Source organism: Cupriavidus necator N-1 (genome assembly GCF_000219215.1).
Lineage (GTDB): Bacteria > Pseudomonadota > Gammaproteobacteria > Burkholderiales > Burkholderiaceae > Cupriavidus > Cupriavidus necator.
Map to the genome: position 1 here is coordinate 870,946 of NC_015723.1, position 20,203 is coordinate 891,148.

Annotated in this window: 19 protein-coding genes and 1 pseudogene; 12 read left to right on the forward strand and 8 right to left on the reverse strand. The window is 67.7% G+C overall.

What is annotated here, in order from left to right:
- Positions 1-6 precede the first annotated feature (6 nt).
- Together CNE_RS22070 and CNE_RS22075 are read left to right on the forward strand one after the other, a co-directional pair.
- Positions 7-1,014 (forward strand): Bug family tripartite tricarboxylate transporter substrate binding protein, encoded by a 1,008-nt coding sequence (locus tag CNE_RS22070; protein WP_013952495.1) that lies wholly within the window; start codon positions 7-9, stop codon positions 1,012-1,014.
- Positions 1,015-1,069: 55 nt separating this feature from the next.
- On the forward strand, positions 1,070-2,095 hold the full coding sequence (locus CNE_RS22075; RefSeq protein ID WP_013952496.1) for a porin: 1,026 nt from the start codon (positions 1,070-1,072) through the stop codon (positions 2,093-2,095).
- A 130-nt stretch (positions 2,096-2,225) separates the two neighbouring features.
- Here the strand turns inward: CNE_RS22075 and CNE_RS22080 are convergent, their stop codons facing one another.
- The 4 genes from CNE_RS22080 to sorA form a co-directional block, all read right to left on the reverse strand.
- On the reverse strand, positions 2,226-2,711 hold the full coding sequence (locus CNE_RS22080; RefSeq protein ID WP_010813386.1) for an SRPBCC family protein: 486 nt from the start codon (positions 2,709-2,711) through the stop codon (positions 2,226-2,228).
- On the reverse strand, positions 2,701-3,087 hold the full coding sequence (locus CNE_RS22085) for an ArsR/SmtB family transcription factor (RefSeq protein ID WP_013952497.1): 387 nt from the start codon (positions 3,085-3,087) through the stop codon (positions 2,701-2,703). The genes CNE_RS22080 and CNE_RS22085 overlap by 11 nt, the downstream gene beginning before the upstream one ends.
- Positions 3,088-3,187: 100 nt before the next feature.
- Positions 3,188-3,847, reverse strand: a complete 660-nt coding sequence (locus tag CNE_RS22090) for a c-type cytochrome (RefSeq protein WP_013952498.1) — start codon at positions 3,845-3,847, stop codon at positions 3,188-3,190.
- A 10-nt stretch (positions 3,848-3,857) separates the two neighbouring features.
- A complete protein-coding gene (gene sorA, locus CNE_RS22095) occupies positions 3,858-5,120 on the reverse strand; it encodes a SorA family sulfite dehydrogenase catalytic subunit (RefSeq protein ID WP_013952499.1) in 1,263 nt (420 codons plus the stop codon).
- 300 nt (positions 5,121-5,420) lie between these two features.
- Here sorA and CNE_RS22100 point away from each other — a divergent pair, with 300 nt between their 5' ends.
- Genes CNE_RS22100 through CNE_RS22110 form a run of 3 tightly spaced genes read left to right on the forward strand, consistent with a single transcriptional unit; the run spans position 5,421 to position 8,948 of the window.
- A complete protein-coding gene (locus tag CNE_RS22100) occupies positions 5,421-6,770 on the forward strand; it encodes a uracil-xanthine permease family protein (RefSeq protein WP_013952500.1) in 1,350 nt (449 codons plus the stop codon).
- Between the two features lie 19 nt (positions 6,771-6,789).
- The gene (locus CNE_RS22105; RefSeq protein ID WP_013952501.1) at positions 6,790-8,238 is read left to right on the forward strand and encodes an amidohydrolase family protein; all 1,449 of its coding nucleotides are present in this window, start codon (positions 6,790-6,792) and stop codon (positions 8,236-8,238) included.
- Positions 8,239-8,240: 2 nt separating this feature from the next.
- On the forward strand, positions 8,241-8,948 hold the full coding sequence (locus tag CNE_RS22110; protein WP_013952502.1) for a sulfite exporter TauE/SafE family protein: 708 nt from the start codon (positions 8,241-8,243) through the stop codon (positions 8,946-8,948).
- Here CNE_RS22110 and CNE_RS22115 read toward each other — a convergent pair.
- Entirely contained in the window at positions 8,945-9,982 is a 1,038-nt protein-coding gene (locus CNE_RS22115) for a LacI family DNA-binding transcriptional regulator (RefSeq protein ID WP_041228577.1), read from the reverse strand. The two genes, CNE_RS22110 and CNE_RS22115, sit on opposite strands and share 4 nt — an antisense overlap.
- A gap of 59 nt (positions 9,983-10,041) precedes the next feature.
- Complete coding sequence (locus CNE_RS22120; protein WP_041228823.1) at positions 10,042-10,977, reverse strand: LysR family transcriptional regulator; 936 nt, start codon at positions 10,975-10,977, stop codon at positions 10,042-10,044.
- A gap of 155 nt (positions 10,978-11,132) precedes the next feature.
- Between CNE_RS22120 and CNE_RS22125 the strand changes: the two genes are divergently transcribed.
- The 4 genes from CNE_RS22125 to CNE_RS22140 are packed head-to-tail and all read left to right on the forward strand — an operon-like array spanning position 11,133 to position 15,359.
- On the forward strand, positions 11,133-11,339 hold the full coding sequence (locus CNE_RS22125) for a DUF3311 domain-containing protein (RefSeq protein ID WP_013952505.1): 207 nt from the start codon (positions 11,133-11,135) through the stop codon (positions 11,337-11,339).
- A 13-nt stretch (positions 11,340-11,352) separates the two neighbouring features.
- The gene (locus CNE_RS22130) at positions 11,353-12,735 is read left to right on the forward strand and encodes a sodium:solute symporter family protein (RefSeq protein WP_013952506.1); all 1,383 of its coding nucleotides are present in this window, start codon (positions 11,353-11,355) and stop codon (positions 12,733-12,735) included.
- A 12-nt stretch (positions 12,736-12,747) separates the two neighbouring features.
- Entirely contained in the window at positions 12,748-14,412 is a 1,665-nt protein-coding gene (locus CNE_RS22135; RefSeq protein ID WP_013952507.1) for an amidohydrolase, read from the forward strand.
- Complete coding sequence (locus CNE_RS22140) at positions 14,409-15,359, forward strand: CobW family GTP-binding protein (RefSeq protein WP_013952508.1); 951 nt, start codon at positions 14,409-14,411, stop codon at positions 15,357-15,359. The genes CNE_RS22135 and CNE_RS22140 overlap by 4 nt, the downstream gene beginning before the upstream one ends.
- Before the next feature lie 22 nt (positions 15,360-15,381).
- Here CNE_RS22140 and CNE_RS22145 read toward each other — a convergent pair whose 3' ends face one another.
- A complete protein-coding gene (locus CNE_RS22145) occupies positions 15,382-16,293 on the reverse strand; it encodes a YihY/virulence factor BrkB family protein (protein ID WP_013952509.1) in 912 nt (303 codons plus the stop codon).
- A gap of 200 nt (positions 16,294-16,493) precedes the next feature.
- On the opposite strand from CNE_RS22145, the gene CNE_RS22150 reads away from it, so the two are divergent.
- The gene (locus CNE_RS22150) at positions 16,494-17,849 is read left to right on the forward strand and encodes a serine hydrolase domain-containing protein (protein ID WP_013952510.1); all 1,356 of its coding nucleotides are present in this window, start codon (positions 16,494-16,496) and stop codon (positions 17,847-17,849) included.
- A gap of 10 nt (positions 17,850-17,859) precedes the next feature.
- Positions 17,860-18,021, forward strand: a pseudogene (locus CNE_RS42180) (porin); the annotation flags it as partial.
- Between the two features lie 7 nt (positions 18,022-18,028).
- Here CNE_RS42180 and CNE_RS22155 read toward each other — a convergent pair.
- Positions 18,029-18,949 (reverse strand): LysR family transcriptional regulator, encoded by a 921-nt coding sequence (locus CNE_RS22155; RefSeq protein WP_013952511.1) that lies wholly within the window; start codon positions 18,947-18,949, stop codon positions 18,029-18,031.
- 152 nt (positions 18,950-19,101) lie between these two features.
- Here CNE_RS22155 and gtdA point away from each other — a divergent pair, with 152 nt between their 5' ends.
- Positions 19,102-20,148: a gentisate 1,2-dioxygenase gene (gene gtdA / locus CNE_RS22160; RefSeq protein ID WP_013952512.1), complete on the forward strand. Its 1,047-nt coding sequence runs from the start codon at positions 19,102-19,104 to the stop codon at positions 20,146-20,148.
- Positions 20,149-20,203: the final 55 nt, after the last annotated feature.

A 20,203-nucleotide genomic window follows, 5' to 3' on the forward strand; every position in this document is an offset into this window, starting at 1 on the left:
AGCAATATGAGCAGCCAGCACACTGGCGCCCGCAGGGCTTGTGCCACGCGCACAGCGACCCTGGCCGCGGCGCTGGCCCTGGCGGGTGCGGTCAGCGCGCACGCCGAGGCCCCATACCCCAGCAAGCCCATCCGCATGGTGCTGCCCTCGGGCGCAGGCACCGTCACCGACCAGACTGCACGGCTGGTGGCCGAGCGCCTGACCGCCGCGCTCAAGCAGCCGGTGGTGGTCGACAACCGCCCCGGCGCCAACGGCATCATCGCCAACGAGACCGTGGCGCGCGCCGCGCCCGACGGCTACACGCTGCTGTTCACCTACGCCGCGACCATGACGGTGAACCCGTGGACCACGCCGTCGCTGCCCTATGACCCGATCAAGGACTTCACCCCCATCGCGCGCCCCAGCCAGCCCGGCGGCAACCTGCTGGCGGTCAGCGCCACTGTACCGGTGCACAATCTGCAGGAGCTGGTTGCCTACGCCAGGGCCAGCAAGACGGAACTGGCGTACTGCTCATGGGGCGTGGGCTCGGGCGGCCACCTGGCCATGGAATACCTGAAGGCCAAGACCGGCATCCACCTGCGCCATATCCCCTACAAGACCGCCACCCAGTGCAGCAACGACCTGGCCGCGGGCCACGTCACCATCGGCATCACCGACGCCATCTCGTCTGTCCCGCACCTGAAGTCCGGCCGCATCCGGGGCATTGCGGTCTCCGGTCCGGAGCGCCTGCTGACGGCGCCGGACGTGCCGACTATGTCGCAGCAGGGCATGCCCTTCCAGCAAGCCAGCTGGGTCGCGATCTTCGGCCCCAGGGGCCTGCCCGCGCCGATCGTCAACCGGCTGAACGCCGAGGTGAACCGCATCCTGCAGACACCGGGCGACCGCGAGAAGTTCACCGCCATGAACCTGCAGCCGGCCGCGCCGTCGAGCCCGGCCGACCTGGGCAAGCTGGTCAGCGCCGACCTGGCCGCGTGGGGCGAGGTAGTGAAGGTGGCGGGGCTGCAGGCGAAGTAAGGCTGGACCACAACAACAAGAACGGGAGACAGGCAGCGTGAAGGTAAGACAGTGGATGGTGATGGGCGCGGCGCTGGCCGCGGGCAATGCCGTGGCCGGCACGATGCAGCTGTTCGGCGTGGTCGATGCATCGATCGAATACGCCGGGGGTTCGGAAAGCGTGGTGCGCATGCGCGAAGGCCAGCAGGCCGCGTCGCGCTGGGGCATCCGCGGCATCGAGGACCTGGGTGGCGGGCTCAAGGCCAACTTCCTGGTCGAGTCGGGCTTCAATATCGACAACGGCACGGAGTTCTTCGGCAACAACCGGCTGTTCGGGCGACAGTCCTATCTGGGCCTGTCGGGCAACTGGGGTGAGTTCCGGCTGGGGCGGCAGTACACGCCGTCGTTCTATGCGCTGCTGCGGCTGGATCCGTTCCTGCTCAATGGCGCCGTGTCGCCATTCAACCTGCTGAGCGCGACCGCATCGCAGGGCACCGGGCACGTGGCCTACGGCGCCCGTTTCGACAACGCGGTGCAGTATTTCTCGCCTAATTGGGGCGGCTTTTCCTTTGGCGCCGCGGTGGCGCCCGGCGAGGTGCCGGGGTCGGCGCGCTCAGGGCTGAACTTCGGCATGAATGCGACCTACGAGGCCGGCAACGTCTACGCGTTCTACTCCTACCAGGGGATGTATTCAGGCGCCAACGTGCCGGTGGAGCCGACGCTGACTTCCAACCATTTCGTCGGCGGCTCCTATCGCTTCAAGCCGGTCGAGATCGGCCTGCTGTACAGCGCCGCCAGCAGCGAGCGGCCCGAGACCCGCTCAGCACGCCACTACGGCGTGACCTTCAGTTGGAACGTGACGCAACGCGACACCTTCAAGGCCGCCGCACTCAAGCGCCAGATCCTGGGCGGCGGCCAGCGGCCGCTGGCGGTGACGCTGGGGTGGGACCATGACCTGAGCAAGCGCACCACGGCCTATGTGCGGGCGGTGCTGGTGCATAACAGCCCCGGCGGCAGCGTGAGCAACAACAGCATCGTGATTGATCCGGGTAGCGGGGATGATGCGAAGTCAGTGAGCGTGGGGTTGCGGCATCGGTTTTGAAAACGCCAAGCCGCCCACGCTACTGAGAGATCGGGATCAGGCTGGCACCTCTCGCAGGCGCTCCCCTTTCCCGCGAGCGGGCAAGGGGAGCAAACCGGCAAGCGTGCCGAAGGCATCGGCGAAGCCAGCCTTACTTCAACTGCTGCGCAAATTCATCCAGCTGCGTAATGCAGATGCCCCAGCCCTCATAAAACCCCAGCTCCTCATGCTGCTTGCGCGTGGCCTCATCCGGATGCATCACGCGTGCAATGTAGCGGGTGCCGTCACCCTCGTCAGCCATGGTGATGACCGCGGTCATCGACAGCCACGGCTTGTTGGGCCGATAGCCTGCCACCAGGGCCGAGGTGGAGACGATCTTCTCCATCGGCACGATTTCGAGGAAGCATCCCGGGTTGTCGCTGACGCCGCCGTCCGGGCCTTTCATGAGCGTATGGAAGGCACCGCCGGGGCGCATGTCGAAGGCCAGGACCTCGGTGGTCCAGGGTTTGGGGCACCACCACTCCTTGAGCAGCTTGGGATCGCTCCATGCACGCCAGACCTTGGCACGCGGGGCCTTGAGAAGGCGCGAGATGACTAGGTCCTGGCTTTCAGGGCTGGCGGCGTTTTCATTCGGCATCTGACTGTTCCTCCTGATGAAGGGCTTCGACAAAGGCGGCCAGGCGGTCGGTACGGGCCTCCCACATGGCGCGCTGGTCGGCCAGCCATTGCTGCGCGTCTGACAGCGGTTGCGGTACCAGTTCGCATGTGCGCACGCGCCCCGTCTTGCGCGAGCGGATCAGGCCGCTGCGCTCCAGCACCTGCAGGTGCTTCATGAACGAGGGCAGTGCCATCGTGAACGGTGCCGCCAGTGCCGAGACCGTTTCCGGCCCGCGGCCGAGCACGCTGACGATGGCACGGCGGGTCGGGTCCGCCAGCGCGTAGAACACGTCGGAAAGCGGGGAAATATCGACAGCCTGGGACACGTCAGCAAACTCGGCACAATGGTTAGCCATGTGGCTAAGTATAAGGAAGCAACGGGAAACTGCAAGCGAAAAATGCAAGGCGCCCCGGCGATTAGCCGGGGCGCCTTGCGATCGGGGAAGCGGGGGGAGACTATTGCTGCCGCACGTACGCCGCCAACGCCTTGACTTCGTCCGCCTTCAACCCGGCAAACGGGGGCATCGGCACCGAACCCCATTTGCCGGTGCTGCCGCCGCGGATGCTGGCTTCCAGCCTGGCCTGTGCCTGCGCATCGTCCTTATAGCGGGTGGCGACTTCGTGATAAGCCGGGCCGACAACCTTCTGCGTCACGCTGTGGCAGCTCAGGCAGGCGTTCTTCGCCAGCAGGCCCTGCACGTCCACCGCGGCGGCAGGCGCTGAGGCGGCCGCGGGTGCGGCCGGCGCGGGCTTGCCCGCCTTCTGCGCGATCGCCACGATCTCCGGATCCTTGATCTTGGCGGAGCCGTAGGCCACCGCGAGATAGGCGCCGAGCTGCTCGACCTCGCCATCGTCGATCGGCGCACCGTAGGCCTGCTGCATTTTCTTCATCTCGCCGGTCCACTGCGTCAGGCTCAGGCCGGGCGGCTGGTAGGCGACGTAGTCGGCCGAATGGCAGATCGCGCATTTCTGCATGGCGATGCCGTAGCCGGGCAGCTTCGCGGGTTTGAGCTTAACGTTCTCCGCCGGCAGCTTGATGTCCTGGGGTGCCGCGGACGCGCTACCCGCGCCCAGCAGGGCGAGCGCGAGCAGCATGGGGGTGATGGATCGATGCATGGCGCGCTCCTCAGGCAATGGTGACCGGCGTGGATTCAATGACGTTGCGGCGATAGCCGGCCGGGTTCCAGTTGGCCTTGGCAGGCTGCACCTCGCCCTGGACGCTGGTGGCGCGCACCATCAAGACCGCTGGGCCCTTGCGCGCGAACTTCACCGGCAGTTGCCAGGGGCGGAACGAGAAGCGGCCCAGGTCCTGGCCCAGCGTGGCGGCCTGCCAGCTTTGCCCGCCGTCGACCGAGACTTCGACGCCGCGGATGCCGGAGCCGCCATCGAAGGCAATGCCTTTCAGCTCCACCATGCGACCGGCGGGCAGCACGCCGCCGGCGCCCACGCTGGTGATGAAGCTGCGCACCGCGAGCGTCGAGATTGGTCGCGTCTTGCTGGCGGGGGTGCCCGGCGCCACGCATTGGCAGTCGTTATCCGGTACGCGATAGCCCTTGGTCATGAAGAACGCATCATGGCCTTCGAACGGGCGGTCCAGCACCTCGATCTCGGACAGGTGCTTGATCCAGTAGGTGCCGAAGTAGCCCGGCACCACCAGCTTGATGGGATAGCCGTTGAGCAGCGGCAGGTCTTCGCCGTTCATGCCCCAGGCCAGCATCGGCTCGCCGTTCATCGCATGGGCGATATCGAGCGACTTGCGGAAGTCGGGCGTGCTCGGCAGCACCGGCGTATCCAGCCCGTTGAAGGTGACCACCTTGGCGCCGGCCTTGACGCCCGCGTGCTCCAGCACCTTGCGCAGCGGCACACCGGTCCAGCGCGCATTGCCCATTGCACCGTTGGCAAGTTGGGCACCGAACACGCGCGGCTCGGAGAAGCCGCGGCTGTTGCCTGAACACTGGTTCACGGCGACGATGTCCACCGGATCGGCCAGCCTCTTCAGTTCATCGAGCGACAGCTTCAGCGGCTTGTTGACGTGCCCGCCAACCGTCAGGCGGAAGGTGGCAAGGTCTACCGACAGCGGAATGTTGGCCAGGTGGTAGCGCACGAAGAAGGCGTCGTTGGCGGTGATCGGCCCCTCGTTGAACGCGGAGAAGGGCGTCTCAAGGTGCGGCGGCCGGGTGCTGACGCGCACCAGCGGGCGCTTGCCCGGATAGCGCACCAGCGGGCGGGGGCCGTCGGCCAGGGTGACGCCGTCGCTGATGCGCGCGGCCAGTGCGCCGAGCGGGGAGGCGCTGAGAGCGAGCAGGCCCGCCCCCTGGACGATGCGGCGCCGGGCCGGCACCGGCTGGGCGGGGTCGGCAGATTCCGCCGGACTGTTCTTGTCTCGCATGGGGGCGTCTCCTTCAGGGGCGTGTTGTGTCGCGCAAGGCGCTATGGCGGGTACTTTGGGGCCCAGGCATCAACTTGTGAAACGCGTTTTGCTGCTAGCACTTATCGATCTGATCGATATAGGGAAGACCACAGGCGCTCCGCCGAGAAACCGCTTGCATCGCGAATTCCGTTTCCCTACACTTACCAAAACGTTTTTGTTAGCGGAAATCGATAATATCCGAGGCGAATTGCGCACAGACGCAGCAGGTGGCTTGCGGGCCACCGGCACAACGCCCACACACCAAACGAGGAGCAAAGCATGTCCCACCCCGCCCCCGCGCCAGTGGATGAACGGCTGCCATGGCGGCGCCTGTTTGTCTTCGGGCTTCAACACGTACTGGTCATGGCCGCGTCGCCGATCGCGTCCGTCTTCCTGATGAGCAAGGCGCTGAACTTCCCGCCCGCGCTGGCGGTGCAGCTGCTGAGCGCCACCTTTGTGATTTGCGGCATCGGCACGCTGTTGCAGTCGCTGGGCAAGCGGGGCATCGGTGCCCGGCTGCCGTTCGTGATGCTGCCCGGCGGCGCCCCGATCGTGCTGTTTATCCTGATCGCACAGCAGACCGACGTGCAGACCGCTGCCGGCGCGGTGATCCTGACCGGCGTCTTCTACTTCTGCGTGCTGCCGGTATTCCGGCGCTGCCTGCGCTATTTCCCGCCGGTGGTGGTGGGGACGATGCTGCTGCTAGTGGCGATCAACCTGGCGCAGGTATCCGGCAAGCTGGTTGCCGGCCACCCGGCCGCGGGCAGCACGGTGGATCCGCTCAACCTGCTGCTGGCGTTCGCCACCATTGCCTGCACCGTGGCGGCATCGCGCCTGCTGTCGGGCATGCTGGCACAGCTGGCGATCCTGCTGGGGCTGCTGGGCGGTGCGCTGGTGGCCGGGCTGGCCGGTGCGTTCCAGCCTGGCCATGTGTCGATGTGGCCGGTGTTCGCGTTGCCCACGCCGTTCCCGTTCGGGTGGCCGCATTTCGATGTGGTGGCCGCGATCCCGCTGATGGTGTTCGCCGTGATCTCGATGGTAGAGGCCACCGGCCAGACGCTGGCGATCAGCGATGCCGTGGGCAGGCCGGTTGACCAGCAGCGCGACGTGCCGCGCACCATCCGCGCCGATGCGTTGACTTCGTTGCTGGGCGGGATGTTCGGCACCTCGCTGATCATCACCAGCGGCGAGAACATCGGCATCGTGCGTGCCACCGGCGTGCGCTCGCGCTTTGTCACGGCGATGTCGGGCGCGATCCTGGTGGCTTTCGGGCTGCTGGTGCCGGTGTCGTCGCTGATCAGCGCGATCCCCGAGGCCGTGGTCGGCGGCACCGGGCTGGTGGTGTTCTGCATCGTCGGCACCATGGGCATCGACATCCTGCGCAAGGTGGACCTGCGCGACCACGCCAATATGTACGTGGTGGCCGTGGCGCTGGCCGTGGGCCTGCTGCCGATCCTGGTGCCCGGCATCTATGGCGGCCTGCCGGCCAACGTGCGCATCCTGGTGGGCAATGGCGTGGCCATGGGGGCCATGACCGCGGCGCTGCTCAACTTCCTGTTCTTCCATACGGGCCTGCGGGCCGCGGCAGCGGGCCCGGTGGCCCGCGACGATGCCGCTGCCACGCATTGACCCCGCTTCCTGAATTGCAATGACTGATCGTTCTGACTCGACCCCGGCCTGGCCCGGCGATACCAACCCGGCCCTGGTGCCGGACAGTTTCAGGCAACCGCGCATCCTGCTGCCGGAATGGACCCTGCTGCGCCAGGGCGCGGTACGCGGCCACGCGGTGGTGGTGGAGGGTGGCCGCTTCACGGCAGTGGGCACGGCCGGGGAAGTCGCTGCGCGCTTCCCCGAGTTGGAGACCCTGCCGCTGCCGCGCATGCTGCTGATGCCCGGCATGATCGACACGCATCACCACCTGACGCAGTCGTTCGGCAAGTCGCTGGTGTTCGGCGAGCCGTCGGAGATCTTCCGCCGCGTGTGGGTGCCGCTGGAGGGCAGCCTGAAGGCGGAGCACCTGTACCTGTCGTCCAAGCTGGCGGCGCTGGAAGCGCTGCGCGGCGGCTTCACCACCGTGGTCGATGCCGGCACGCGCAGCGACGCCGGGCTGGACGCGGTTGCGCGCGCGATCACCGATGCCGGCGTGCGCTGCGTGCTGGGCCTGATCTGCAACGACAAGCCTGGCGCCGAAACGCTCGACGCCGCGCCGATCCTGCGCCGCGCCGCCGCTCACCTGGACAAGTACGCCAGCGATCCGCTGGTGGCCCCGTCGCTGGCGATCTCGATTCCCGAGGTGGCCTCTGACGCGATGCTGCACCACGTCTACCAGTTGTGCGCCGAATCCGGCCGCATCTTCCAGACGCACGCCAACGAGCACCTGGTGGCGGTGGAGCGCTCGCTCAATGCCTGCGGGCGCCGTCCGATCGAACATCTCGCGGCAGTCGGCGCACTGGGCCAGGCGGCGCTGCTGGCGCATGCCACGCTGGTGACGCCGCATGAGATCCGCTTGCTGGCCGACACCGGCACCGCGGTGGCCTACAACCCCGTGGCCAGCGCCTGGAAGGGCAACGCCGTGGCGCCGGCTGAAACCATGGCCACCTTCGGCGTGCGCCTGGGTCTGGGCACCGATGGCACCCGCAGCGACGGCTTCCGCCTGCTGGACTATGCCGAGGCCGCCCAGCGCTTCGCCTTCGGCATCGGCGTGGGCGATTCCTCCTGCGGCGCGGGCTGGCGCTGGGTCGACATGGCCACGCATGACGCGGCCGATGTGGCGGGCCTGGGTGCGCTCACCGGCGAGATCGCCGCGGGCAAGCGCGCCGACTTCCTGCTGGTCGACCTGGACGTGCCGGAGCTGACGCCGTCCTGGGACCTGACCTGGGAACTGGTGCGCCTGGCCAACCGCGACCAGATCCGCGCGGTCTTTGTCGATGGCAGCCTGCGCCTGTGGCAGGGCTGGCCCACGGACTGGGACGCTCGCGCGCTGATGCGGGCGATCCACGCCATGGCCGAGGACACCATCGCCAATGCCCCGATCCGCAAGCTGCACGACGCCGCGGACGTGCACCGCGCGCGCCAGGCCGGCATGGAGGCATCCTGACCATGGACATGACGTTGTTCAGCGTCGGCGTGGCGGTCTTTACCGGCGCGCTGGTCCAGGGTGCGACCGGCATGGGCTTCGCGCTGATCGTGGTGCCGGTACTGGCGCTGGCCGCGCCGGCAATGCTGCCAGGCGCGCTGCTGCTGGCGATGCTGCCGCTCAACGCCTACGTGGCATGGCGCGAACGCCATGCCATCGACCTGCGCGGCGCAGGGTGGATCAGCGCCGGGCGGCTGGCCGGCACCTTCGGCGGGCTGTGGGTGCTGGTGGCGATGCCGATGGCATGGCTCAACGCGCTGGTCGGCGGCAGCACCATTGCCGCAGCGGTGGTGTCATTGCTGGCGCCGGCCTTTACGCCGGGGCGGCTGACCTTTGCCTCGACCGGCCTGATCACCGGCGTGACCGAGACCGCAACCGGTGTCGGCGGCCCGCCGCTGGCGCTGGCCTACCAGCATGCGCCGGTCGCGACGCTGCGCGCCACCGTGGCGCTGTGCTTCCTGGTCGGTGAATCGATCTCGCTGGTGGTGCTGGCGCTGAGCGACCGGCTCGGCATGGAGCAGGTGCTCTATGCGATCGGGCTGCTGCCGGTGCTGATCGTCGGCATGGTGGCCAGCCACCTGGTGCACAAGCGCATCAACCAGCGCATGCTGCGCATCGGCGTGCTGGTGTTTGCGCTGGTCTCCGGTGCGGTGGTGCTGCTGCGCGGTTAGACGCCTGGCGTGGACGATGCCCGCACCACCAGTTCGGGCGCGGGCCCGGTGATCACGTCGCGGCTACGGTCGCCGGACAGGTGCGCGAACAGCAGTTCCACCGCCAGCGATGCCACGCGCTCCAGATGCAGGTTGACCGCGGTGATCGGCGGCTGAGCGCTGCGGGCGCGGATGCCGTCATAGCGCGTCACCACCAGCACATCGTCGGGCACGCGCTTGCCCAGCCCTTGCAGGTGGGCCATGGCGCCCACCGCAAACGCATCCACCGGCGCGCACAGCGCATCGAGCGCCGGCATCTCCGCCAGCAACTGCGCGCAGGCCTCGGCGCCCGCGGCTTCGCCGTGTTCCTCGGCTGCCTTGACGATATGGCAGGGCAAGCCCATTGCCTGCGTGAACTCGCGGTAAGCGCGTTCGGTTTCCACATACGACTGCCGCGGCGCCGCGCCGATCATCAGGCCGATATGCCGGCGCCCGTGTCCGTGCAAATGCGCCAGCAGCAGCCGGGCGGTGTCGGCCGATTGCAGGTCGACGCAAGGCACCGGCGTGTCGGTGAGCGGCTCGCGCCCGATCGACACGATGCTGACGCCGCGCTCACGCAGGCGCGCGATATGCGGGTCGCCCGCGATCGGCTCGATCACGATCGCGCCGTCGATATCCAATGTATCGAGCAGGCCCCCGGCGCCTTCCAGCGGCGGCACCAGCACCACGCCCAGGCCGCGCCCCATTGCCGCTTCGGCGGCGATCGCCGCCACTTCCATCATGAAGCCGAGCCGCGACGTGCCGCCCGCCACCGCGAACGGCATCGACGACAACAGCGCGATGCAGTTGGCGCGGCCCGACTGCAGCCGCTGCGCGCGCACGCTGGGCCGGTAGCCCAGTTCGGCGGCAACGCGCTTGACGCGCGCACGCGTGGCCGGGTCCAGCACGCCGCGGTCGTTCAGCGCGTGCGACACCGTGGTCAGCGACACGCCGGCGGCGCGGGCGACGTCGTGGATGGTGATGCGGCGAGGGCGGTCTGGCGTGGATTCGGTCATGCGGGACGCGGGCGATGGTTCAGGGCGGAGCATACAACAGCGCGCGGCAAGGGGCAGGTTCAGCGGCGCGCGTTGGCACCGCCAGCTTCGGACGACAGCGCTTTCCAGTGTTCCCGCGTGAACCGATAGAGCACCTCCAGCGCCGGCGATAGCGAGCGCGCCGCCATGCGTGCAATGCCATAGCGGCCGCAGCGGCGCGGATCGGGCGGCATCGGCACTTCGGCCATCAGCCCGGCGGCGCGCTCCTGCCGCGTGATCGAGAGCACGCCGAACAGCAGCGTATCGCTGGCCAGCGTCACGCTGCGCAGCATGTCGAGGTTGTCGCAATGCAGGGTGAAGAGCTTGTCCGGCGCGGCGCCTGGCCCCCATAGCTCCGCCAGTTGCCGGCTGATGACGGTGCTGAGCGTGGTGGTTGCCACCGGGTAGGCGCGAATGGTCTCGATATCGATGCGGCGTTTGCGCAGGATCGGATGCCCGGCGCGGCATACCAGACCTGCGGGTAGCTCACCCAATGGCTCCACGTCGATGTCGTCGGCCGCGCGCAGCACATAGGCATCGCCGACGATGGCGTCGATGGTTTCGTTGCGCAGTGCCTCCAGCAGGGCGCTGGTGGCGCCGGTCTCGGTGCGCACTTTGATGCGCGGGTGGGCCTGCGCCATGTGGATCAGGAACGGCGTCAGCAGCAGCGCCGCCGGCGCGGGCGCGACCCCGATCGTCAGCGAGCCTTCCTCGCCACCTCGCAGCAGGTCCAGGTCGCGCCGCAACTGGCGTTCTTCCAGCCGCATGCGGCGCGCGCGGTCGGCCACCAGTTCGCCGAACACCGTCAGGCGCGCGCGCCGCGCGCCGCGGTCAAAGAGTGGCGCCTTGAGCTCGTCTTCCAGCGCGCGGATGCTGCGGCTCAGCGCCGGCTGGGTCAGGTGTATGGCACGGGCCGCTTCGGAGAACGTGCCGTGCTCGACCACGGCGAGCAGGTGCAGAAGTTTCTGTGTGTCCATGCGGAAAACCATGCGCGTTGGTTATGGGATCGGTTCAACATTTGCATTTGAATCATACCTCCGCGCTCCCTATGATGACCGGAACAAAAGAGCGGGCCGGTGACAGCACACACGGCGCCCGCCATCCACCGCCCATCGGAAACCGGAGAGACATCATGCTCAAGCTGTTGATTGGCCTTGGCCTGCCGTATATCGGCGTCATCGGGATGCTGCCCTGGGTGGCGACTGTCGAGCGCTTCGTGCTCGGCGTGCCCTTTATCTACGCCTGGATCTTTGCCTGGTTCGTGCTGACCTCCGGCTGCATGCTGGCGTGCTGGCTGCTGTTCGACCGCCACGCCGCCGACGCGGCGCATGAAGCCTGAAGGGGAGACCATCATGACCACAGCGGTATTCCTCGGCTTTATCGTCTTCTCGCTCTATCTCGCCATCCGCTCGAAGAAGGGCCACGGCGCGCAGAGCGTGCATGATTTCTTCGTGGCGTCGCGGCAGTTCGGCGCCTACTTGGTGTTCTTTCTGGCCGCGGGCGAGATCTACAGCATCGGCACGATGGTGGGCTTTCCCGGTGGCATCTACGCCAAGGGGCCGACCTACGGGGTCTGGTTCCTCGGCTACATCCTGCTGGCGTATCCGCTCGGCTATTTCCTCGGGCCCAAGATCTGGCAGGCCGGCGCGCGCTATAACGCGATCACGCTGCCGGACCTGTTCAAGGGCCACTACGGCAGCCGTGCGCTGGAGCTGATCGTGGCGGGCTCGGCGATCCTGTTCCTGCTGCCCTGGGGCCAGCTGCAGTTCACCGGGCTGGTGGCGGCGCTCAAGGGGCTGGGCTGGGAGTTCGAGCCGGTGTACCTGGTGATGATCTCGGCGGCGCTGGCCTTTACCTACATTGCCATCTCCGGCGTGCGCGCATCGGCCTATATCGCCATCCTCAAGGACATCCTGATGGTGGTGGCGATCGTCGCCACCGGCGTTGCAGTGGGCTGGAAGGCGGGCGTGGGCGACGTGTTCCATGCCGCCAGCATGCAGGTCAGCAATCAGATGAATGACACCCAGCTGCGCTTCTCGATGAGCACCATGCTGTTCCAGGCACTGGGCTTCTACGTGATGCCGTTCGCGGTGCAGAACTTCTTCACGGCCAAGAGCGCCAACACCATCCGGCGCACGCAGGTGGCGATGCCGCTGTACATGCTGATGTATCCGTTCCTGGTGCTGGCGTCGTACTACGCGATCAGCCAGAACCTGCAGCTCGCCTCCCCCAACGAGGCCTTCTTCGCGGCGGCGGTGCGGCTGTTGCCGGACTGGCTGCTCGGACTGGTGACCGCCGGCGCCGCGCTGTCGGGGCTGCTGGTGCTGGCCGGCATCTGCCTGGCGATCGGCCCCATTGTCACGCGCAACCTGCTGCCCGGCATGCCCGAGGCGCGCCAGAAGCAGGGCGCCAAGGTGGTGATCGTGATCTACCTGGTGTTGTCCATCGCCATGACGCTGGCCACGCCCAACCTGATGCTGACGCTGATCAACACCACCTACTACGGCGTGACGCAGTTCTTCCCTGGCGTGCTGGTGATCCTGTTCTCGCTGAAGGTGCGGCCGCTGGCGATTGCGCTCGGCATCGTCACCGGCCAGGCACTGGCGATCGCGCTGTATGTGCAGCAGGTCGATTTCGGCGGCATCAACCTCGGGCTGGTCAGCCTGTGCGTCAACCTGCTGGTGATCGCGCTGGTGAACTACGCACCCCGCCTGGCCCGCGTGCAGGCGTCGTGAATGAACGGACTCATGCAATTCATGACACAAGACGACACGGCGCGCACGCAGGTATTCGTGGCGCGCAAGATCCTCACGATGGAAACCGGCCAGCCCGAGGCGACCCAAGTCGCGGTGCGCGACGGCAAGATCCTTGCCGTGGGCGGCGCGGCCGAGATGGCCGGCTGGCCGGATGCGGTGCAGGTCGACACCTTCCGCGACAAGGTGCTGATGCCCGGGCTGGTGGAAGGCCATTGCCACCTGATGGAAGGCGCGATGTGGGATGCGGTCTACGTCGGCTACTTCGACCGCCGCGATCCGGACGGCAAGCTGTGGCGCGGTCTGCGCACGCTGGAGCAGGTGATCGATCGCCTGGCGGGCGCGGCAAGCCAGATGCATGACCCGGACACGCCGCTGCTAGCCTGGGGCTTCGACCCGATCTATTTCGGCGCCAGCCGGCTGTCGGTGCGCGAGCTGGATCGCGTCTCGGCCACGCGGCCCATCGTGGTGATGCATGCCAGCGTGCATCTGATGAACGTCAATTCCGCGATGCTCGCGCGGGCCGGCATCGACGAGGACACAGATATCGACGGCGTGCACAAGGACGCGCGGGGCTTGCCCACCGGCGAGCTGCAGGAATTCGCCGCGATGTTCCCGGTGCAGCGCGTGCTTGGCAGCGGCCTGTCGCTGGCGGCGGCCGAGAATGCCGACGCGGTGCGCTGCTTCGGCCGCGTGGCGCAACTGGCGGGCGTGACCACGGCGACTGACCTGGTCAACGACCTGTCGCCCAAGGGGCTGGAGACGCTGCAGGCGGTCACTGCCGACCCCGGCTTCCCGCTGCGCATCGTCCCGGCGTTCTCGCCGCAGCGCAATGCACAGGGCGGCCCCGCCCGCGTGCAGGCCGCGGCGGCGGCCGGTACCGACAAGCTGCGCTTCGGTCCGGTCAAGTTCATCGTCGACGGCTCGATCCAGGGCTTTACCGCGCGCCTGCGTGCGCCCGGCTATGCCGGCGGACAGGCCAATGGCTTGTGGCTGATCCCGCCCGAGCAACTGCTCGACGCCTTCACGCCGTTCCACCTGGCCGGCCTGCCATTGCATATCCACACCAATGGCGATGAGGCGACGCAAGTGGTGCTGGACGTGCTCGAAGCCATGCTGTCGCGCCATCCGCGCGCGGACCATCGCCATACGCTGCAGCACTGCCAGCTGGCCGACGAGGCACAGCTCGCGCGCGCGGCGCGGCTGGGCCTGTGCATCAACTTCTTCTCCAACCACCTGTACTATTGGGGCGATGCGCATGCCGGCCAGACCGTGGGACCGGCGCGCGCCGCGCGCATGAACCCGGCGGGCACTGCGCGCAAGCTGGCCATTCCGTTTGCGATCCACTCCGATGCGCCGATCACGCCGCTGAACCCGCTCTTCACGGCGTGGTGCGCGGTGCAGCGCCAGACGGCCTCCGGCAGCGTGCTGGGCGAAGCGGAGCGCTTGACCGTCGCCGACGCGCTGTATGCCATCACCATGGGTGCGGCCTATACGCTGAAGCTCGATCACCGCATCGGCAGCATCGCGCCTGGCAAGCTGGCCGACTTTGCCGTGCTGGAAGATGACCCGACCACAGTGGCTCCCGCATGCCTGAAGGACGTGCGCGTCTGGGGCACGGTGCTGGGCGGGCGCGTGTTCCCGGCGCCGGCCCGATGAACGCGCGGGCTCCGGTCCCGCTGGTGGTGGTCGGCGGCTACCTTGGCGCCGGCAAGACCACCTTGCTCAACCGCCTGCTGGCCAACGCGCACGGGCGCCGCATCGCATTGCTGGTCAACGACTTCGGCGAGATCAATATCGATGCCGCGCTGATCCGCACGCGCAGCGACGACGTGATCCAGCTGGAGAACGGCTGTATCTGCTGCTCGATCGGCGGCCGGCTGGCCGAGGCGCTCGTGGCTATCGCAGCAAGGGAGCAGCGGCCCGACCTGCTGGTGATCGAGGCCAGCGGTGTCTCGGACCCGCAGCGTATTGCGCAGGTCGGCTTGCTGGATCGGGCCTTTGTGCTCAATGCCGTGGTGGTGGCCGTGGACGTGACCGAGGTCGCCCACAGCCTGCACGATCCGCTGGTGGGCGACATGGTGCGGCTGCAGATCGCGGGGGCCTCGGTGGTGGTGCTGACCAAGGCAGACCTTGCCGATGCGGATGCACTGGCAATGGCTGCCGCCACGGTCGGCGCCATCGCGCCGCGTGCTGCGGTGCTGAGCGCATGCGAGGGCGAGGTGCCCTTGTCGGTCTTTGTCGACGCCGCCTTGCCGGAACCACATGGCGATGCCGTGCTGCAGGCAGGCGGGCACTGGCGGCGACCCGTCGGCACCGTGCACGCCGGCATCCGCAGCATTTCATACCAGACCGGCCGCGATTTCGACAAGATGCGGCTGCGGCAGGCGCTGAAGACGCTGCCGGTGCGCCTGCTGCGCGCGAAGGGTATGGTCAGGCTGGCAGCCGATCAGCGCCTGCATGAACTGCATGTGGTCGCGGGCCGCATGCGGCTGAATCCGATGGCGCAAGGCGATGCGGCAGGGTCTGCACTGGTATTTATCGGCGCCTTCGGTGCGGAGGAGGAGAGGCGTATCCGCGCCTGCCTCGATCTGGCGCTCGCCTGAGCGGGCGCGTGAATGGTGCCGCTCAGGTGTGGAATTCTTCCGGTTCCGCGTGCGCTGGCTTTCCTTCCCAGCCGCCACGCTCGAACTCCGCGATCACCTGCGCCCCCAGCAGCAGCAAGGTCGCCGCAATCTCCAAGCTCAGCAGCACCACGATCGCCGTGGTCAGCGAACCATAGACCCGGCTCACTTGCGACAACGTGGTGAAGTACCATGCCAGCACATGACGGGAGACTTCCCACAGCACGGCCGCAATCAACGCGCCGCTCAGCGCATGCCGCAGCGACAGCCTGCCAACCGGCATCACCATGTAGATCGAGGTCAGCATCAGCACCTCGCCAATGAAGCCGAGCAGGTAGAGCAGGCCGGTCGAGAGCCGGTCCAGCGACCAGTCGCGGCCCAGCACTTCCACATGCCGTTCGCCGATGGCCAGCAGGCCGCCTGACACCACCGTGACCAGCAGCAGGCCCACGCTCAGTACCGCGATGTAGCAATAGGGCAGTAGCGCCGAGACCAGGAAATGCCGGCGCCGGATCGACACGCGGTGCTCGAAGATCACCGACATGGCATTCTCCAGCACGGTGAAGGCGAGCGAACTGAAGAACAGCATGGTGCCCAGCAGTACCCAGCCGATCGTGCCGCGGTTGCGCAGGAAGGCGGCAAGCTCGGAGATCAGGGCCCTGGACTGCCCCGGCACCACCCACTCCAGGTAGCGCGCGAGCGTGGACAACAGCAGGTCTGGTCCGATCACGTGCGACAGGGCAATGATCATCAGGATTAGCAGCGGCACGATCGACAGCAGCGCGTAGTAGGCCACCGCGCCGGCCAGCAGCAGGCCCTGGTTGGCGCGGAACTGCCTGAGCGTGTGCCAGGCAAAGCGCCCCGGATGGCGGAGCAGGTCGCGGACGCGGGCGTCGGGAAGCTGCATGGCAGACATCGGAGAGGAAGGGTTTCGCCATTATGCGGCTTCGGGGCCTGACATTCCACCGGGTTATGGCTCTATTCCGAACGCATCATTGAGGTCAGGATCCGCGTCCGCCAAGATGGCGCCCGCGGCCTGCACCATGCAGGCTTGCACCTCATGCATACAAGGCGGCGCACCGTCCGTGCAAGCGCCTGGACAGGAATGGAGACAGCATGCAAGCGCAAACAGTGACGCGCAGGACGGGATTCGGACGCAGTCGGGCGTGGTTGGCCGTGGCGCTGCTGGTAGCGCCGATGAGCGTTGCGCTGGCGCAGGGCACCGGCCAGCCTTTGGTCGTTGCCGAGGACGAGGTCATGCAGGGCTTTCCGCCGCCGCCCGACAAGCAAGTCAGCCGCGGCAGCGGGCTGCGTCCGCCGTATATGCGCTGGGCGTTCCGGCATGCGCGCGAGATGTCGCCAACGGCGGGCATCCGGCATGCCAGCCAGCCGCTGGCCCTGGCCGGCCAGCCCGGTACGGAACTGGATGGCACCACGTTTGCCGTGGCGGGCAAGACTGCCCGACTGGCCGATTACCTGCGCGACACCCATACCGACGGCTTTATCGTGCTGCACCAGGGCAAGGTCGTCTATGAGCGCTACCTCGCTGGCTTTGGTCCTTACCAGCCGCATATCTGGGCCTCGATGACCAAGTCCGTCACCGGTCTGCTGGCCGCCATGCTGGTCGAAGAGGGCAAGCTCGATCCGCAGGCCCGGCTGGCGCAGTATGTGCCGGAACTGGCCGGCAATCCGTTCGGCGAGGCCACGGTACAGCAGAACCTGGATATGGAGGTGCCGGTGGGCTACCCGGAGGGGCTGCCGCCGGACCTGGGGCTGTTCGGGGCGGTGGGGATCGTGCCGCGCAAGGCGGATGCGCCGGACACCATCTATGACTTCCTCAAGGTCGTCCACGCCACCGGCGGGCGCGACGAAGTCGGCGTCTGGTACTACCAGAACGGCTCGCCGGAAGCGGTGGCATGGGCGCTGCGGCGTATCACCGGCAAGAGCTGGGCGCAGCTGGTGACCGAGCGGCTGTGGTCCCGCTTTGCCGACGATGATGCCTACACCCAGGTGGACCGCCAGGGCACGGAAATGGCCAGCGGCGGCATGAATTCCACGCTGCGCGACGCCGCCCGCTTTGCCGAGGCGGTGCGCCGGGCGGCCGCGGGCGACGCCTCGGGCGGGATCTCGCCGGCGGCGGTGCGCATTGCGCTGCAGCCGGCCGGCAACCAGGCCCGCTTTGCGCGCGGCAACACCATGCCGGGCCGCGATGGCTATGGCTACCGCAACTACTGGTTCCAGCGCAACGACGGCGACGGCAGCATCGAGGCCAGCGGGCGCTTCGGACAGAAGATCTATATCAACCCGGCCAGGGGGCTGACGGTGGTGAAGTTCTCCGCCAACCCGGACGGCGCCGCGCGTGCGACCAGCGCGGCCGGGGTGCGCAAGCGCGACGATCCGGGCCGGGCGCTGGAATCCGCCGAGGCCATGGTGGCCGCGGCGCTCGCGATCCATCGCGCGGTCAGCCGCTGACCCACGCGACAGCCTGTCAAAGCGTACCGACGTCTATCTGACGACGGCCTATGTCCAGCATGCCGGCATCAACTTCGATACCTCGGCGGTGAGCTTTGCCAACGGGTATTTCCTCGGCAGCGGGCATCGCAGCATGACGGCCGTGGCGGTGGGGATGCGGCATCGATTCTGAGCCGCACCTAGTCCTGCGGTGCCCCCGCCGCCCGCCGCAGGCAATCCAGCATGGCCATGACCGCCGCGCGCGACTGCGCGTCGTCACGCCAGTACATCGACACCGAGCCGAACCCCGCCAGCCGCAGCGGCACGATGCGCAGCGCGCCCAGCTCTTCCAGCCGGCGCGCGGTGCGGTGCGAGGCCAGGCCGATCATGTCGCTGTTGTTGAGTAGCGTGAGATTCAGCACGGTGGAATTGCTCTCCACGCAATCGGCCGGCAGGGCACGCTCGGCGCTGGCCAGCGCGCCTTCCAGCGCGTTGCGGATGGGCGTGCCGCGCGGCCACACCACCCAGCGGTGGCGATACAGGTCGTCCCAGCCGATGCCAGCGCCCTGCAGCAGCGGATGGCGGGGCCGGGCGACGAAGTGGATCGGCTCCATGTAGAGCGATTCGGTGCGCATGTGCGCGTCCTGCAGTTCGGGGGCGGAGCGTCCCACCACGATATCCAGCTCGCTGTGTGCCAGCTGGCTCATCAGCCGGTCCATGGTCGTTTCCACCAGCCGCACGCTGGCGCGGGGCATCTGCTGCAGCAAATGCAGCGCTGCCAGCGGCACGGTATCCGCCGACGACGCGCCCGACGTACCCACCACCACAATCCCGCTGCCGCCGTCGCGCATGGCCTGCAGGTCGTCGCGCGCAGTATCCAGTTGGGCCTCGATCCGGCGTGCGTGCTCGATCAGCGACTCGCCATAGGGCGTGGGCCGTAGCCCGCGCGCCTGGCGCTCGAACAGTGGCAGCCCGATATCGTCCTCCAGGTCCTTCAGCCATTTGGAAAGGCCCGGCTGGGTCGTGTTCAGCATGGCCGCCGACTGGCTCATATTGCCGGTCTCGGCCAGGCTCAGCAGCATCTGCAGGTTGCGCAGCCGCAATCTCTGGGTCCAGTCCATGGGGCTACCTATATAAAAAATCGTATCGATAAGATGAAAAGTTCATTTCAAATCTTATAGGGCGCCGCGTATAACGACAACAAGACGGTGCGAGCGATGACACGCACCCACAAAAGCGCTCCCAAAGCCCTGCATAAAGTTACGGAGACAGCATGTCCGAACACACCCCAGACCCGGCCCGCGTGGCCTATTACGAAGAAATCGGCCGCAGCCACATGACCCCGCTGTGGGAGTCGCTGCACGCGCTGGTGCCGCCGCAACCGCGGCCGCAGATCGTTCCCGCCATCTGGAAGTACGCCCAGATCCGCCCGCTGGTCATGCAGGCCGGCGGCGTCATCAGCGCCGAGGAAGCGGTGCGCCGCGTGCTGGTGCTGGAGAACCCGGGGATCCCGGGCAAGTCGAGCATCACCTCCACGCTGTACGCCGGCCTGCAGCTGATCCTGCCGGGCGAAATCGCGCCCAGCCACCGCCATACCCAGTCCGCGCTGCGCTTTATCGTCGAAGGCAAGGGCGCCTGGACCGCGGTCAACGGCGAGCGCACCACCATGCACCCCGGCGACTTCATCATCACGCCGTCGTGGACCTGGCATGACCATGGCAACCCTGCCGTCGAGGACGGCGGCGAGCCGGTGGTGTGGCTGGACGGGCTGGATATCCCGCTGGTGCAGCAGTTCGATGCCGGCTTTGCCGAGAACTACCCGGAAGCCCAGCAGCCCGTGACCCGCGTCGAGGGCGACAGCTTTGCCCGCTTCGGCCACAACATGGTGCCGGTGCGGCACCGCGTGACCGATCCCACTTCACCGATTTTCAGCTACCCGTACGAGCGTTCGCGCGAGGCGCTGGACCAGCTCTACCGCAACGGCGAGCTCGATGCCTGGGACGGCGTCAAGCTGCGCTATATCAACCCGGCCACCGGCGGCTGGCCGATGCCGACCATCGCCACCTTCATGCAGTACCTGCCGGCGGGCTTCCAGGGCAAGACCTACCGCAGCACCGACGCCACCATCTACAGCGTGGTGGAAGGGCGCGGCACGGTGCGCATCGGCGACGACCAGTTCCAGTTCGAGCCGCGCGATATTTTCGTGGCCCCGTCGTGGGCGCCGGTGCAACTGGGCGCGCTGGAAGACGCGGTGCTGTTCAGCTATTCCGACCGGCCCGTGCTGTCCGCGATGAACCTGCTACGCGAAGCGCGCACCTGAGCCTCCCGCAACCCTGATCCGACCTGCCCCGGGCGGTGCCTGCGCGCACCGCCGG

Excerpts from the sequence above, each read along its gene's own strand:
- CNE_RS22135 (WP_013952507.1), top strand. The coding sequence starts at position 12,748 with ATGCAATTCATGACACAAGACGACACGGCGCGCACGCAGGTATTCGTG.
- CNE_RS22140 (WP_013952508.1), top strand. The coding sequence starts at position 14,409 with ATGAACGCGCGGGCTCCGGTCCCGCTGGTGGTGGTCGGCGGCTACCTT.
- CNE_RS22120 (WP_041228823.1), bottom strand. The coding sequence starts at position 10,977 with ATGGACACACAGAAACTTCTGCACCTGCTCGCCGTGGTCGAGCACGGC.
- CNE_RS22100 (WP_013952500.1), top strand. The coding sequence starts at position 5,421 with ATGTCCCACCCCGCCCCCGCGCCAGTGGATGAACGGCTGCCATGGCGG.
- CNE_RS22110 (WP_013952502.1), top strand. The coding sequence starts at position 8,241 with ATGGACATGACGTTGTTCAGCGTCGGCGTGGCGGTCTTTACCGGCGCG.
- gtdA (WP_013952512.1), top strand. The coding sequence starts at position 19,102 with ATGTCCGAACACACCCCAGACCCGGCCCGCGTGGCCTATTACGAAGAA.
- sorA (WP_013952499.1), bottom strand. The coding sequence starts at position 5,120 with ATGCGAGACAAGAACAGTCCGGCGGAATCTGCCGACCCCGCCCAGCCG.
- CNE_RS22075 (WP_013952496.1), top strand. The coding sequence starts at position 1,070 with ATGGTGATGGGCGCGGCGCTGGCCGCGGGCAATGCCGTGGCCGGCACG.
- CNE_RS22150 (WP_013952510.1), top strand. The coding sequence starts at position 16,494 with ATGCAAGCGCAAACAGTGACGCGCAGGACGGGATTCGGACGCAGTCGG.
- CNE_RS22145 (WP_013952509.1), bottom strand. The coding sequence starts at position 16,293 with ATGTCTGCCATGCAGCTTCCCGACGCCCGCGTCCGCGACCTGCTCCGC.
- CNE_RS22125 (WP_013952505.1), top strand. The coding sequence starts at position 11,133 with ATGCTCAAGCTGTTGATTGGCCTTGGCCTGCCGTATATCGGCGTCATC.
- CNE_RS22080 (WP_010813386.1), bottom strand. The coding sequence starts at position 2,711 with ATGCCGAATGAAAACGCCGCCAGCCCTGAAAGCCAGGACCTAGTCATC.
- CNE_RS22105 (WP_013952501.1), top strand. The coding sequence starts at position 6,790 with ATGACTGATCGTTCTGACTCGACCCCGGCCTGGCCCGGCGATACCAAC.
- CNE_RS22155 (WP_013952511.1), bottom strand. The coding sequence starts at position 18,949 with ATGGACTGGACCCAGAGATTGCGGCTGCGCAACCTGCAGATGCTGCTG.
- CNE_RS22070 (WP_013952495.1), top strand. The coding sequence starts at position 7 with ATGAGCAGCCAGCACACTGGCGCCCGCAGGGCTTGTGCCACGCGCACA.
- CNE_RS22130 (WP_013952506.1), top strand. The coding sequence starts at position 11,353 with ATGACCACAGCGGTATTCCTCGGCTTTATCGTCTTCTCGCTCTATCTC.
- CNE_RS22090 (WP_013952498.1), bottom strand. The coding sequence starts at position 3,847 with ATGCATCGATCCATCACCCCCATGCTGCTCGCGCTCGCCCTGCTGGGC.
- CNE_RS22115 (WP_041228577.1), bottom strand. The coding sequence starts at position 9,982 with ATGACCGAATCCACGCCAGACCGCCCTCGCCGCATCACCATCCACGAC.
- CNE_RS22085 (WP_013952497.1), bottom strand. The coding sequence starts at position 3,087 with ATGGCTAACCATTGTGCCGAGTTTGCTGACGTGTCCCAGGCTGTCGAT.